The organism is Kaistella sp. (assembly GCF_049588135.1).
Lineage (GTDB): Bacteria > Bacteroidota > Bacteroidia > Flavobacteriales > Weeksellaceae > Kaistella.
Genome location: NZ_JBAVFG010000197.1, coordinates 1 through 15,104, shown reverse-complemented (window position 1 = coordinate 15,104; position 15,104 = coordinate 1). Strand labels below are relative to the sequence as shown.

The following is a 15,104-nucleotide window of genomic DNA, read 5'->3' as shown; positions in this document are numbered from 1 at the left end:
GTATTTGGTTTAAAAATAAAAGACCGTTTGAATTTTTCAAACGGTCTATATTAAAATATATTTTGAAAAATTTTATGCTTCTTTAAATTGAAGTTGCTTTTCCTCCAATAATTTTTGCTCTTGCTCTTTATAAAATCCAGAAACTAATTTTTCGTGGATTGCTTCGAATGCAGCAAGGGTTTCGTTGATTTCAGAATCGGTATGTGAAGCGGTAGGAATTAATCTCAACAAGATCATTCCTTTTGGAATTACTGGGTAGATAACTACAGAAGTAAAGATTCCAAAATTCTCTCTTAAATCTCTGGAAAGTAAAGTAGCTTCTACGGTAGAACCTTCCATCATTACTGGAGTTACACACGTATTAGATCCTCCTAAATTGAATCCTCTTTCCGATAAACCATTTTGTAATTTACGAACGTTTTCCCAAAGTTTTGCTTTTATTTCTGGTCTGGAACGTAATAGCTCTAATCTTTTCAAACCTCCAATAACCATTGGCATTGTTAAAGATTTTGCAAAAACCTGTGAACGTAAATTATATTTTAAGATTCCAATAATATCTTTGTCTGCTGCGATAAATGCTCCAAAGCCTGCCATTGATTTAGCAAAAGTAGAGAAGTACACATCGATTTGATCTTGGCAACCTTGCTCTTCACCAGCACCAGCACCAGTTTCTCCTAAAGTTCCAAATCCGTGTGCATCATCAACTAATAATCTGAAATTGAATTTCGATTTTAAATCGCAGATTTCCTTGATTTTTCCCTGAATTCCGCGCATTCCGAAAACTCCTTCGGTAATCACTAAAATACCACCTCCTTGTTCTTCTGCAACTTTGGTCGCTCTCACAAGATTTTTCTCTAAACTCGCAATATCATTATGCTTATAAGTAAAACTTTTGCCCATGTGAAGACGTACTCCATCAACAATACAAGCATGTGAATCTGAATCATAAACGATAACGTCATGTCTGCCAACTAAAGCATCAATGGTAGAAACCATCCCCTGATAACCGAAATTTAAAAGATAAGCGGCATCTTTTTTTACGAATTCTGCTAATTCTCTTTCTAATTGCTGATGTTGTTCAGTTTCACCAGACATCGCTCTAGCACCCATTGGATAAAACATACCGTATTCAGCGGCAGCTTTTGCATCTGCTTCTAAAACTTCTGGATGGTTACAAAGCCCTAAGTAATCATTAGCACTCCAAAAAATCACCTCTCTCCCTTGGAATTTCATTCTCGGACCAATTGGACCTTCAAGTTTTGGGAAAACAAAATAACCTTCTGCATAATCTGCAAATTGTCCTAATGGACCTGGGTTTTCTCTAAGGCGATCAAAAATATCTTTCATTATTATTTTATTGTTTAATACTCAAAGTTAATTTAATTAAATTAAAAAAAAACCTTTCGATTGTTACAAAAAGGTTTATTCTAATTTTTTTGATTTTTATTATTTTATCAGTTCGGTTTTGAAAACGTCATCATAATTATGGACACAATTATTGGTGAATCCTTGTTCAGCCATCCATTTGTCACTGTACACTTTAGTGATATATCTTGAACCGTGATCGGGGAATAAAGCAACAACTAAATCCTCCTCAGTAAATTCATGAGAATTTGCATATTGCAAAAGACCCTGCGTAACTGCACCTGTGGTGTAACCACCCATAATTGCTTCTTTCAGTGCAATTTCACGGGTTCTGTAGGCTGCCATTTCATCATTTACACGAATGAACTCATCAATCTTATCAAACAATAAAGCAGATGGAATTAGGTTTTTCCCCATTCCTTCTATTTGATAAGGATGAATGTCTTCTTTATGAATTTCACCGGTTTCATGATAACTTTTAAGAATGGATCCCGAAGCGTCAACACCGATGATTTTTATATTAGGATTTTTTTCCTTTAAAAATTTTGCAGAACCTGATAAAGTTCCTCCTGTTCCCGTACAAGCAATCAGGTGTGTGATTTTACCGCCTGTTTGCTCCCAGATTTCGGGTCCAGTTGTTCGGTAATGTGCATCAATATTCAATTCATTAAAGTACTGATTGATGTATATTGAATTTGGTGTTTCAGAAGCCACTCTCTTGGCAACTTCGTAATAAGATCTCGGATCGTCCGCCGCTACATTTGCAGGGCAAATATAAACCGTCGCACCCAAAGCTTTTAGATAGGCGATTTTTTCTTTCTTTGTTTTATCACTTACGGCAAGAATACATTGATAGCCTTTGATAATACAAACCATCGCAATTGAAAAACCGGTATTTCCGGAAGTTGTTTCCACCACGGTTGAACCAGGTTTCAACAAGCCTTTTTTTTCAGCTGCTTCAATGATATGAATTGCAATTCTGTCTTTTGTAGAATGGCCGGGATTAAAAGATTCTAATTTAGCATATACTGTGGCCGGAATCTCCTTAGTAACTTTATTTAGTTTTACTAAAGGGGTATTTCCAATTAAGCCAAGAATGTTATCGTGAACATTAGTCATTATTTAGTCATTTTAGTCTATTAAAACCGTATGCAAAAATACTAAAAAATTAATAAGTCAACAATTATTACTGATGTTTGTATTTCAATGCATGAGAAATGTCATCTTATTATTCTCTATTTCTGCGATCTGCAATTTCTCAAAAACCAAGCCAATTGCTTAAAATTTGTTAAAATCAATAGATAATAAGTTAAAAACCTTATTTTCGCAACATTGAAAATTTACTATGAAAAATTGGTCTTTTAAAAAATGGAATACCTTACTAGGATGGGTGGTATTCGCAATTGCATTTTTCACTTATTTATCAACCATTGAACCGAATTTTAGTTTTTGGGATTGTGGGGAATATATTTCTTCAGCCGTAAAACTGGAAGTGACACATGCTCCGGGAGCGGCACTTTTCCAGTTGGTGGGTGCGGTTTTCGCTGTGTTTGCTTTTGGTAATGGGGAGCATTACTCGATTGTTATTAATGCAATGTCTGCTTTGTTCAGTGCATTTACAATACTTTTCCTCTTTTGGACCATTACGCATCTTGTACGAAGATTACTTCACAAAGATTTTAATGATATTACAAAACATCAGGAAATTTCCATTCTGTTTGCTGGAGTAATCGGTGCTTTATGTTTTACCTTTTCAGATACTTTCTGGTTTTCAGCTGTGGAAGGAGAAGTTTATTCGATGGCTTCAATGTTTATTGCACTTTTATTATGGCTAGTAACGAAATGGGAAAATGAATATTTAGAGACCGATAATGAACGTTGGATTATTTTAATATTCTTTGTAACAGGTCTGTCAGTCGGAGTTCACATGATGGCAATGCTGGTGATTCCTGCACTTTGTTTTATTTATTATGCTCGGAATTATGAATTTTCATGGAAAAGTTTCCTTTGGGCAAATGGGATTACATTAGGGATTTTAGCCATCGTATTTAAAGGTATTTTCCCTTTAATAATGACTTTGTTTGGAAAGATGGAAATATTTGCTGTTAACGGAATAGGGCTGCCTTTCCATTCCGGGACGATTATCGCATTTATTATTTTAATTGCAATCTGTTATTTCGCTCTTAAATACGCTCGGAAAACTAAAAAAGGGATTTATCAAACCGTAGTTCTTTCTGTGATTTATATGATGATTGGTTTTTCATGTTGGATGGTGATTCCGATCAGAGCCAATGCAAATCCTCCAATGAACTTGAATGACCCAGATACCGCCATCGGTATGCTCGATTATTATAACCGAGAGCAATATGGTGATTGGCCAACTTCTTATGGTCAAAATTACACCGCAGCTTTAGACGCTAATGGAATTCAGAAAAATGAAGATGGGAGCTATAAAACCCAAAAAACAGGCGATGTTTATGAAAAGGATGAAAAAACTGCATCGTACCGAAAAGTAGGAGAACGATTCAATTATATGTACAGCAAAGATCAAGTGAGTATTTTACCGAGAATGTTTAATGATGATAAATCGGTAATGGAAAATTATATTTCCATGTATGGCGCACCAGATTTCTCCTTTAATTACGCTAATGAAGATGTTGCCGATAATCCTGAAGCTCATAAAATATTCGATGATTTAAGAAAAAAATATGAAGAAGGAAGCATTAAGGCAGCAGATTATTTACAAGTAAAACCTTATAATTTAATCAATGTTCAGAGACCTTCTTTAGCACAAAATTTAAATTATTTTTTCACCTTTCAAAACGGATATTACTTTGTACGATACTTAATGTGGAACTTTGTTGGAAGACAAAACGACCTCGAAGGAAACATGGAAAATAACCGAGGAAATTGGATTTCTGGTATTTCTTTCATCGATAATGCACTATATGGTGACCAAAGTAAAATGCCAGCGAAATTTAAAAATGAAAGTACTGTTAGATTCTTTTTCTTACCACTTATTTTAGGATTAATTGGTTTCTTTTTCCAGCTCAATAGGGATTTTGGACGATTCTATGCAATCTTGTCCTTATTTATTATCACCAGTGTCGGCATTATTTTCTATACTGGAGTAAAACCTTTCGAGGTTCGAGAAAGGGATTACGCAATGGTAGGTTCATTCTATGCTTTTGCAATCTGGATCGGATTGGGAGCAGGAGCTTTATTATGGTATTTGCAGGAAAAAGTAAAATCAAATGCTTTAAATATTGGTGCGGGAGTAATTTTAATGGGAATTCCTTTGATGATGGGTTTCCAGAATTATAATGTTCATGATAGAAGTAATAGATATACCGCTTATGATTACGCATATTCCACTTTGAAATCTTTACCAAAAAACGATATTCTTTTTGTTTATGGCGATAATGACACTTATCCGATTTGGGGAATGCAAGAAACTTCAGGACTTCGAGATGATGTGAAAGTGGTGAATTTTACCTTACTTTCAACTCCTTGGAATATCGATCAAGTGAAGAGAAGAACTTATAATTCAATGCCAGTTCCTTCTGTATTTACGCACGAAGATTACCGTGACGGAACGAACGATCAAATCTTTTTGATGAGCAAAAAAGATTGGGGAAATATCTTTGCGAACATGAAAGAGCAAGGTGCGCCAGATAATGTTTTCCCTGAGTTCAGAAAATATCTCACCCAAGATTCTATGACTTTGAAGGAAGCTGTCAACTTTATTAAAATGAAATCTGATGACAAAGACCAAATTTTAAAAATGATTTTCGGTGAAGCAAAATATGAGAAGTTTAATTTCTTGCCAGTTTCTAAATTTATTTTACCTGTCAACAAACAAAATGCTGTAAAATCAGGAACTATCGAACAAAAAGATTTAGCGCAGACTGTTGGTCAAATCACCATTGATTATAAAAAAAACAGCATGTTCAAAAATAATTTGCTATTAATGGATATCCTTGCAAACTTCGATTGGAAACGAACGATTAATTTCTCTTCAGGCGGAATTTATGATCCGGAAAATCTTTTCTTTTTAGGAGATTATTTACAGTATGACGGTTTCAGTTACCGATTGGTTCCAATTAAAACAACAGAACGTGAAGACGGAGAAATGGGTAGAGTAGATGCCAACTCGCTTTATAATATTGTGAAAAATTACAAATGGGGAAATTTCAAAGATTTGAAAGTTCATTTTGATGAAACCTGTACCCAGAATATTGTGAGTTATAGAAGTTCCGCAAGTCGTGCTGCAGAAGCATTATCACTTTCTGGACAAAAAGCAAAAGCAATAGAAATATTGGATTTAGCCTCCAGAGAAATTCCGGTTGCCAAATATAATGACCCACGTTCTTTAAGTTCAATAGTTTACGGTTATATCGTTTCCGGGCAGGAACAAAAAGGACTAAAATTAGCTGAAGAACTGAAAAAAGGAATCTTTACAGAATACGATTATTATACGAGTTTATCAGACAAAGAACAACGTTTTGTAAGCAGACAGATGAGAACCAAACCAATGGAATATTCTCTAGTTGTAGGTGCTGTTTCAGACGCTTACATGAAAATAGGACAGAAATCGAAAGGCTATGATTATCTTGTGAAATCACTAGAGCCAATCGATAAAAAATTCAATAATTTTGTTAAAGATTTGCAGACAATGGGTAAAGAAAAAGCATATAATGAATCAGAAAAAGTTCAGAAAATAACGCCTTTTTACACCTATCTTTTCGACATTATGAATCCTTATGATTCCACTTATGCCAAAGAAAAAGAGGCGCAAATCACCGCCGCTATTATGAAAGCAACACAATAATAGCCATAAGCAATGGGTAATGAGTGATAAGCAATTTTCAAATATTACTCATTACCAATTACTCATAATAAAAATGAAATACTGTGCATTTCTTCGCGGCGTGAATGTCAAAGGAACTTCCATGAAAATGGCAGAAGTTTGCAAAGTGTTTGCTGATACGGGAATGCACAAAATTTCTTCAGTTTTAGCGACGGGAAATATTTTATTTTCTTCGGATTTAAATGTTTCTGAATTAAAAGAAATTTTAGAAAAATCATTGTCGGAATATTTCAATTATAAAGCGTTTCTTTTTATTAAAAATGAAAAAGAAATTATTCAGATTTTTGAAAATAATCCTTTTGCCAAATCCGAGGACTTACATATTTATGTTTTTATAGGAATTGAAAATATAGAGAAAACACTTTTCCAAGAATTTGAAAATTCCGATAAAACCGAAAACGAAAAAGCCGAAATCGTAGGAAACACTTTCTATTGGCAAGTTCCGAAAGGAAAAACTTTAGATTCTTCTTTCGGAAAAATTTTAGGCAAAAAATCGCTGAAAGAAAAAATGACTTCCCGAAATTTGAATACGATTGAAAAAATTGTGAAAAAGTTTTAGTTCTAAAACAATAAATCATCAATAGAAGCGATTCCGCTAGCTATCGGAATTAGCTCGATTTGTTATTAAACACAGCCAAAACTTAAAAATAAATACATCAAAAAAATCCGTATTTTTGTCATTCAATTGGTTTTAAATTTTAAAAAACTCATTCATGATTCAATACTTAGACAACATTCACCACAAAAATTCTAAAAATTTCTTTCTTATCGCCGGTCCGTGCATTATTGAAGGCGAAGAAATGGCTTTAAGAATCGCCGAAAAAATTGTGGAAATGACCAATAAATACGAAATCCCTTATATTTTTAAAGGAAGTTTCAAAAAAGCAAATCGCTCTCGTGTAGATTCTTTCACCACGATTGGCGAAGAAAAATCTTTAGAAATTCTAAAAAAAGTTGGCGAAACTTTCAACATTCCTACGACCACCGATATTCACGAAAACGACCACGCAGCTTTGGCAGCGCAGTATGTTGATGTTTTACAAATTCCAGCATTTTTGGTTAGACAAACCGATTTATTAATCGCTGCTGCAAAAACCGGAAAATGTGTGAGTTTGAAAAAAGGTCAATTCCTTTCGCCAGAATCTATGCAGTTTGCGGTGCAAAAAGTAACCGATTCTGGGAATCCAAAAACAGCGATTATCGAAAGGGGAAATTCTTTTGGATATACCGATTTAGTTGTTGATTTCAGAGGAATCCCAACAATGAGAAATTATGCGCCTGTGATTTTAGATGTAACACATTCTTTGCAACAACCGAATCAAAGTTCCGGCGTAACCGGCGGAAGACCAGAATTGATTGAAACCATTGCTAAAGCAGGAATTGCAGTTGGCGCGGACGGACTTTTCATCGAAACGCATCCAGATCCAAGTGTCGCACTTTCTGACGGCGCCAATATGCTTCAACTCGATAAACTAGAAGATTTGCTTCAGAAATTAACTCGGGTAAGAGAAGCGATTCTTTAATTTTTTGTTATCTTTAAAATCTAAATTTTTAGCATTGAAAAAAACACTTTTACTCTTGGCGTTAATGCCAATTTTCGCATTTTCGCAAATTAATCTGAAGGTTTTAGATAATGATGGAAATCCTGTTTCACAGGCTAATGTTTCTTATAATAATCAAAATTTCACCACTGATGCTAAGGGTTTTGTAAAGATTCCAATTGCTGATTCTGAGCAATTATTATCGGTACAGAAATCGAGTTTCAGAGGTTTTAATAAAAATATTAAAATCAATCCGAAAGTTCAAAACGTAAATGTTTTGTTTGTGAAAACGGAGCGGGAAACCGAAATTCAGGAAGTGGTATTTCAGAAAAAAGGAAAACCCAAAATCACCGATTTAACTTCGATTGAAATTTCTTCCAAAGAAGCACAGCAAGTCGCCTCCCTTTCTGGTGGTGTAGAAGGGCTTTTGAAAACTTTACCTTCTGTAAATTCCAATGCCGAACTTTCTTCGCAATATATGGTAAGAGGTGGAAACTACGATGAAAACCTTATTTATATTAATGATATTGAAATTTACCGTCCGTTTTTAATTCGAAATTCTTTGCAGGAAGGATTGAGTATTATTAATCCTGATATGGTTCAGGCGATTAATTTTTCTGCCGGTGGTTTCGAAGCGAAATACGGCGATAAAATGTCTTCAGCTTTAAACATTTATTACCGTCAACCCACGAAATTTGAACTTTCCGGTGAAGCGAGTTTAATTGGTGGAAGGCTTACGACCGGTTTTGTCTCAAAGGATAAAAAATTGTCCGCGATGATTTCTGGTCGTTACCGAAACACTAATTTAGTTTTAAATACTTTGAATGAAGATACCGATTTCAATCCACAATACATGGATTTCCAGACTTACATTAATTATAAACTGAATGATAAATGGGGTTTTTCTTTCATCGGTTATTGGAGTAAAAACGATTATGAAATGATTCCAAAAGTAAAAGAAGTGGAATTCGGGACTTTGCAATCGCCTTTAAAATTGAGCGTTTTCTACAATGGAAAAGAAGATGACAAATATAAAAACATGATGGGAACGGCTTCCATTAATTTTAAACCCAATAAAAAATGGGCTTTTACTTTAGATAATTTCGCTTACCAAAACCGTGAAAGAGAATATTATTCGGTTGCATCTGCTTATATGCTGCAAACCTTCGATCCGATTACTGGTGCGCCAATTACTTCATACGATGTGGGCGGGCAAATCGATCATGCGAGAAATGATTTATTGGTGAAAACTTATGGCGCACAATTAAAGACAAAATTTTCACCGGACGTAAATACTGATTTTGAAGTAGGTTTGAAATTCGAAAAAGAAAATCTACAAGATCTTACCAACGAATGGCAATTGGTAGATTCTTTGGGTTATAGCACGCCAAGAAGCTATGTGGATCCTGGGACTTTGGATCCTTCTCAACTTCGTTTGCGTTACAGTATTTCTGGAACCAATCATATTGAACCAACCAGACTTTCTGGTTACGCACAATATTCTAAGAAATTCTATTGGGGTGAAAACCGTATTTTCGTAAATGCTGGAGTTCGCGCTTCTCATTGGGATTTCAATGATGAAACGATTATTTCTCCACGTGGACAAATCGCACTAAAACCAAACTGGGAGATGGATATGTTGTTTACCGTTTCCGGAGGTATTTATTATCAAGCTCCTTTCTACAAAGAGATTAAAGATGTTGATGGTAACTTTAATCCAAGTATAAAGTCACAACGTTCGATGCAGGTTATCTTAAAAAACGATTATGAGTTCAAAATGGTTGAACGTCCGTTTAAATTAACAACTGAATTGTATTACAAGAAAATGGATCATTTGATTCCATATTATTTGGATAATGTGAGAATTCGATATTCTGGTTTAAATAATTCTGAAGGGTACGCCTATGGTGTTGATGCAAGACTGTTCGGTGAATTTGTTCCGGGTGTAGATTCTTGGATTTCTGCGAGTTATGCCAGAGTTTACGAAAATATCGACGGGCGAGGTTATATCCCAAGACCAACTGATCCACGTTTCAGATTCTCAATGTTTTACCAAGATTATATGCCGAAATTTCCTTCAATGAGAGTGAATTTAACTTTAAATTATTCTAACGGATTGCCTTCCGGAACGCCAATTTCTTTAGACGCAAACGGCAAACCAGATTTCGAGGCACCTTACAAATACCAGCGGACTTTGCCTTCTTACAAAAGAGTTGACATTGGTTTATCCAAAGTTTTCATCGATCAAAAAGACAATAAAGTAAACGGTGGTTTCTGGGGCAATTTCAAAGAACTGACTTTAGGTATTCAGATTTTCAATGCTTTCAATATTAGCAATACTGTTGCAAATCAATGGGTGAATGATGTTTCTACGGGATATAATTATCCGGTTCCGGTCCGTTTGACAGGAAGATTTTTTAATGCGAAATTGGAATTCAAATTGTAATTAAGGAGATAAAATAAAATAGATAAAAGACTTACAATCAATCGTCTAAATCCTTTAAAAATCCCGAAAATTTAATTTCGGGATTTTTTTATTCCGTTTCCAAATCGGTCGTATATGAAATCGTGTCGTATAAATCTTTTCGGCGATCGGTCATTGTGCGTACTGCACCGTAATGATGAACTTCTTTCAGCAAATTCAAATCCACATCCACAATCAAGGTAGTTTCGGTATTGGGCGTTGCTTCGCCTTTAATTGCATTCGAAGGAAACGCAAAATCAGAAGGCGTGAAAACCGCCGCTTGCCCATACTGAATATCCATATTATTCACCCCCGGAAGATTTCCTACACAACCTGCAATCGCAACATAACATTCGTTTTCAATGGCTCTTGCGGCCGCACAATGACGAACTCGGATGTAAGCATTTTGCGTATCGGTAAGAAAAGGAACAAATAGAATTTTCATTCCTTGATCCGCCAAAATCCTTGGTAATTCTGGGAATTCCACATCATAGCAAATCACCAATCCTACTTTTCCGCAATCGGTATCAATCACTTTTATTTCGTTGCCACCTTTCATTCCGTAGCATTTTTTCTCATTCGGCGTGATGTGAACTTTGCGGTGTTCATCAATCTTTCCGTCGCGATGAAGCAAATAACTGATGTTATACAATTCGTCGTTTTCTGCCAAAGGCATACTTCCGCCAATAATATTAATGTTGTAACCGATGGCATATTGCGATAGTTTATTTTTAATTTCTTCGGTGAATTCAGCCAATTTAAACATACTTTCTCTTTCGCTTAAATGATTGAAAGGAGCGAGTAGAGGCGTATTGAAGAATTCTGGGAACATAATGAAGTCCGATTTATAATCCGCCATTACATTGATGAAAAATTCTACTTGTTCGAAAAACGCATCAAGATCTTTGAAATGCCGCATTTGCCACTGAACCAATCCCAAACGAATCACGGAATCCTGCATGGTATTTGGCTTTTTGCTGTAATAAATATTATTCCATTGCAACAAAACCGCATTTTCTTTGGAATGAGAATCTTCAGGAAGATAATTTTTCAGCACCCGAACTGGCAAGAAATTATTCGCCAACTGAAAACTCAAAACTGGATCATACACTTCTTTTTTTCGAACTTGTTGAATGTATTGCCGAGGCGTAAGTTCGTGGCTGTGCAAATGATAATTCGGAATTCTGCCACCTACAATGATCGATTTCAAATTCAATTTTTCGCACAAATCTTTTCGGGCATCGTATAATCTTCTAGCCAATCGCAATTCCCGAAACTCAGGATCTACGAAAACTTCAATTCCGTATAAAACATTTCCGGTGTCGGAATGCGTGTTGAAAGTATAATTTCCCGTGATTTCTTTGTAAGTATGTTCGTCGCCAAAAAGTTCATATTGAATGATGAGCGACAAACAAACCGCTGCAATTTTATCGTCAACGGTGATGCAAATTTGTCCTTCTGGGAAAATTTTAATGAGCTTTTGAATACTTTTTTTCGACCAAATACTTTCCGACATTGCAGGATATGCTTTCTGCATCGTTTCTTTCAATTCGTCGTAATCGCTAATTTGCAAAGGTCTAATATCGATATGCATAATTTTATTTTTTTTAATTCATTTTGATTAAACAATAAGTCCTGAACTGTGATTTTGGAAACTCCCGGTCGCAGAAGCTAAAATATTATTTTCGGTATTTATTCTTAAGACTCCCATGAATGCGAAGAGTAAAGCTTCTTTGAAATCAATAAGTTCAGATTTGGGAAGGATGATTTCAGTTTCAGAATAATGTTTGATTCTTCCTAACAAATAATTATTGTACGTTCCGCCGCCCGTGAATAAAACTCGTTTTAGTTTATTTTCATTAAAAATTTTAGCAATTTGAAATGCAGCGTGTTCTGTGAAAGTGGCTAAAATATTTTCCGCAGATTCCTCTTTTAATATAGGGGAAATATTTTCATTCACCCATTCGATTCCTAAAGATTTCGGCGGGCTTTCTTGGTAGAATTTTATTGAATTTAATGATGATAAAAGCGGTTGATTCGCGATTCCGTTTCTTGCAAAATCACCGTTTTCGTCGTAATTTTTATTGAAAGTTTTTGCGAATTTATTCAAAACAATATTTACTGGACAAATATCAAAAGCGATTCTTTTTCCTTCTTTATTAAATGAAATATTCGAAAATCCACCGAGATTTAGACACGCATCAAACTCAGAAAAAAGGAGTTCATCGCCGATGGGAACGAGTGGAGCACCGTTTCCGTTCATCAAAACATCTTGGCTCCGGAAATCGTAAACCACAGGAATTTGATTGATGATTTTTATCGCGCGCCCATCACCAATTTGCAAAGTGAATTTTCTATGAGGTTGATGAAAAACGGTATGTCCGTGAGAAGCGATTAAATCGATGTTTTTTAAAGAATATTTCTCGATAAATTCTTTGGTTTTTTCGCCCAAATAAAATCCATATTCCGAATTTAAAGCTAAAAGATCTTCTGAATTAAAGTGAATCGAATTCTTGAGTTTTTCTTCCCAAATTTGAGAATAAGAAAGAGTTTCCGCTTTCAGAATTTCGAAACTCCAACGGCTATTTTCTTTGGTGAATTTTGCGAAACAAATATCCAAACCATCAAGGCTGGTGCCCGACATTAAACCAATTGCATGAAAAGTCATAGAGAAATATTTCTCCGAATTTACGAAAAATTATTTGCTCTTTTCGGGGATTTTCTTGGCATTGATGTCGCCAGAATTGTTATAGAAAGTATATTCCGAGAAATCGTCTTTGGCTCTCATTCCGTTTGCTCCAATCAAAGTTGAGCCATCTTTATCGGTAACGTAAACCGTATCTGTGGTGTAAATAATTTTTTTTACCTGATCCCAATACACCGATTGCATCGCAAACATTTGATTTTCATTGCTAATGATTTTTACATTTCCCTTAGCCTCGTAAAATTTCTTTTTTTCGTTAAATTTCGCATATTTCGCAGAGATTTTCCCAGGGGTATCAGGTTTCTTTTTATCATAGAAAAGAATGTTAATTCCTTTTCTGGCAACGATATATGGTGAATCTATATATTCATATTTCTCGATGAGTGGGGCAGTCGCTCGCAATTTAATGATCCCAGAATCCCGCTGTACAATATTAGCATTATTGATGATTTGAGACGGGAAATTGGTGTTTTTATTTTTATTGATTTTTGCGAGATCTTCGTCACAGGATATTAAAGCAAAAAATATAGCACAACTTAAAAAGCCGGCTATATTTTTATATATTATTTCTTTATTGAAATTCATTTTTTAATCATAAAGTCGTTTATTAAACCACTTGTCTGCAAAATTAATTCCTATTTTTAAGTTAACAAAATTCTGACGGATCAAATTATTATCCAATGTTCCTCTTTTTCCTATTTCAAGTCCCAAATCGATACCGCTCATTCTGCTTGCACTTCTATTTTCGAAAGGCAAGGACATTCCGCCAGTAATCGCAAATTGATTGATATTGGTTCCGTTAAATACTAAATTTCCTTTTTCGTAATACGCTCCATATCTATAAGTAACTCGTGAAAAATAATTTCTGAAGTTATTATAATTTGGTAAATACCAACCTCCGGCAGAAATTTTATAAGAGTTTTCGTTCGCAAATGGTTTCCCTAAAAACTGAATAGTTTCTCCTTTCTTATAATCCAACTGAGTTCCTAAAAACCATTTGGCATCTTTACCATAACCTGCTCCAAAAGAGAGTTCCATAGGAATCAAGTTTTTATCTTCACTGAATTTTTCCTCAATAATACTTTCGTTATTTTTGGCGAATCCTGTACTATAAAAATAAGTACTATTGATATATCGGGTTTCCATTTGACCGGTATTTCCGAAAGTATAAGTTGCTCCTAAAGTTAGTTTTTTATCTCTCTGAAGTTTTTTTTGATATGCTGTACCCAACGTGAAATTAAAGGTTTTAACTTTATTTTTTGTTTCATATCCGTTGATTAATTCTGCATCAGAAAAAATCAATTCATTAATATCATATAAATTCCCAAAAATGAAATTAGATCGAAGACCCATCGCAAACTCTGGTGTAATCTGATAAGATACTGCAGCTTGAACCGTATTCAATGTCCCTTCGCCATGATTAAGATTCCTTTTTATATTTCCACCTGACAAAACTTCCGACGTTAAATTGGTATATTGTTTTGAACTATAAGGTTGGTAACCCATCCCGAATTTTACTTTATTCGAAATTGGGAAAGCAATCGTTAAATTAGACAAATATGATGAATGCTTGGTAACACTTATATTATTGTAGTTCGATTTGAAAAAATTATTTTCATTACTTCCTTCAATCTTCAAAGTGGTTAATTCTAAATTTTTATTGGCTGCAGGATTGCTGAAATTAAAATTGTTGTTGAAATCCCAAATATATGCAGTAGAAATGCCACCCATTGAACTGATATCAGTTGTATTATCGTATTTTACATCACCGATTCCAAAGGCAGCATATGGAGAATTACCAATCGTTTGTGCATGAAGTAAAAAACCCGCAGCAATCAATGGTAATACAAAAAATCTTTTCATTCTCTATTTTTAAAAATAATGCGCAAATATCCTAAATAATACTGAACTGTGAAAGTATCTTTGGTTAAAGTTTGTTAAGCTTAGTCGATCTAGTTTTTACAACAATATTTTTCAATATTGCTTTCTGGCATTGTTATGCCTAATATAAAATACTATAATTTTTCTTTAATCATACCAAAAGCAAATTTGCAAAATTTAACATTTCTAATTTAATTTGTGCTAAAGTGTTTATCGATAAAGATCGCTATTTCATTTATCACCATCCAACAAAAATATTTATCTTTGAAGCATGAATTG

Annotated in this window: 10 protein-coding genes; 4 read left to right on the top strand and 6 right to left on the bottom strand. The window is 34.6% G+C overall.

All coding sequences use genetic code 11. The features are described 5' to 3' along the window. Nucleotides 1-72 precede the first annotated feature (72 nt). The gene (locus WBY99_RS10885; protein ID WP_423976359.1) at nucleotides 73-1,347 is read right to left on the bottom strand and encodes an aminotransferase class I/II-fold pyridoxal phosphate-dependent enzyme; all 1,275 of its coding nucleotides are present in this window, start codon (nucleotides 1,345-1,347) and stop codon (nucleotides 73-75) included. Nucleotides 1,348-1,446: 99 nt separating this feature from the next. Further along, nucleotides 1,447-2,484 carry a PLP-dependent cysteine synthase family protein gene (locus tag WBY99_RS10880; RefSeq protein WP_423976358.1) on the bottom strand — a complete coding sequence of 346 codons (1,038 nt, stop codon included), beginning with the start codon at nucleotides 2,482-2,484 and terminating at the stop codon, nucleotides 1,447-1,449. A 226-nt stretch (nucleotides 2,485-2,710) separates the two neighbouring features. Here WBY99_RS10880 and WBY99_RS10875 point away from each other — a divergent pair, with 226 nt between their 5' ends. From WBY99_RS10875 to WBY99_RS10860, 4 genes are all read left to right on the top strand, one after another. Then, on the top strand, nucleotides 2,711-6,196 hold the full coding sequence (locus WBY99_RS10875) for a DUF2723 domain-containing protein (protein ID WP_423976357.1): 3,486 nt from the start codon (nucleotides 2,711-2,713) through the stop codon (nucleotides 6,194-6,196). A 73-nt stretch (nucleotides 6,197-6,269) separates the two neighbouring features. Continuing rightward, entirely contained in the window at nucleotides 6,270-6,794 is a 525-nt protein-coding gene (locus tag WBY99_RS10870; RefSeq protein ID WP_423976356.1) for a DUF1697 domain-containing protein, read from the top strand. A gap of 154 nt (nucleotides 6,795-6,948) precedes the next feature. Further along, nucleotides 6,949-7,758 (top strand): 3-deoxy-8-phosphooctulonate synthase, encoded by an 810-nt coding sequence (gene kdsA / locus WBY99_RS10865; protein WP_423976355.1) that lies wholly within the window; start codon nucleotides 6,949-6,951, stop codon nucleotides 7,756-7,758. A gap of 34 nt (nucleotides 7,759-7,792) precedes the next feature. Then, nucleotides 7,793-10,222, top strand: a complete 2,430-nt coding sequence (locus WBY99_RS10860) for a TonB-dependent receptor plug domain-containing protein (RefSeq protein WP_423976354.1) — start codon at nucleotides 7,793-7,795, stop codon at nucleotides 10,220-10,222. A gap of 88 nt (nucleotides 10,223-10,310) precedes the next feature. Here WBY99_RS10860 and WBY99_RS10855 read toward each other — a convergent pair whose 3' ends face one another. From WBY99_RS10855 to WBY99_RS10840, 4 genes are read right to left on the bottom strand one after another with little or no spacing between them, the layout of a single operon-like run. Continuing rightward, complete coding sequence (locus WBY99_RS10855; RefSeq protein WP_423976353.1) at nucleotides 10,311-11,834, bottom strand: nitrilase-related carbon-nitrogen hydrolase; 1,524 nt, start codon at nucleotides 11,832-11,834, stop codon at nucleotides 10,311-10,313. A gap of 27 nt (nucleotides 11,835-11,861) precedes the next feature. Next, nucleotides 11,862-12,908 (bottom strand): anhydro-N-acetylmuramic acid kinase, encoded by a 1,047-nt coding sequence (locus WBY99_RS10850; protein WP_423976352.1) that lies wholly within the window; start codon nucleotides 12,906-12,908, stop codon nucleotides 11,862-11,864. Between the two features lie 30 nt (nucleotides 12,909-12,938). Then, nucleotides 12,939-13,529 (bottom strand): LPS export ABC transporter periplasmic protein LptC, encoded by a 591-nt coding sequence (gene lptC, locus WBY99_RS10845; RefSeq protein ID WP_423976351.1) that lies wholly within the window; start codon nucleotides 13,527-13,529, stop codon nucleotides 12,939-12,941. Between the two features lie 3 nt (nucleotides 13,530-13,532). Continuing rightward, nucleotides 13,533-14,807 (bottom strand): hypothetical protein, encoded by a 1,275-nt coding sequence (locus tag WBY99_RS10840; protein WP_423976350.1) that lies wholly within the window; start codon nucleotides 14,805-14,807, stop codon nucleotides 13,533-13,535. Nucleotides 14,808-15,104: the final 297 nt, after the last annotated feature.

Coding starts and splice junctions, on each gene's coding strand:
- WBY99_RS10885 (WP_423976359.1), bottom strand. CDS start 1,347: ATGAAAGATATTTTTGATCGCCTTAGAGAAAACCCAGGTCCATTAGGA.
- WBY99_RS10880 (WP_423976358.1), bottom strand. CDS start 2,484: ATGACTAATGTTCACGATAACATTCTTGGCTTAATTGGAAATACCCCT.
- WBY99_RS10875 (WP_423976357.1), top strand. CDS start 2,711: ATGAAAAATTGGTCTTTTAAAAAATGGAATACCTTACTAGGATGGGTG.
- WBY99_RS10870 (WP_423976356.1), top strand. CDS start 6,270: ATGAAATACTGTGCATTTCTTCGCGGCGTGAATGTCAAAGGAACTTCC.
- kdsA (WP_423976355.1), top strand. CDS start 6,949: ATGATTCAATACTTAGACAACATTCACCACAAAAATTCTAAAAATTTC.
- WBY99_RS10855 (WP_423976353.1), bottom strand. CDS start 11,834: ATGCATATCGATATTAGACCTTTGCAAATTAGCGATTACGACGAATTG.
- WBY99_RS10850 (WP_423976352.1), bottom strand. CDS start 12,908: ATGACTTTTCATGCAATTGGTTTAATGTCGGGCACCAGCCTTGATGGT.
- lptC (WP_423976351.1), bottom strand. CDS start 13,529: ATGAATTTCAATAAAGAAATAATATATAAAAATATAGCCGGCTTTTTA.
- WBY99_RS10840 (WP_423976350.1), bottom strand. CDS start 14,807: ATGAAAAGATTTTTTGTATTACCATTGATTGCTGCGGGTTTTTTACTT.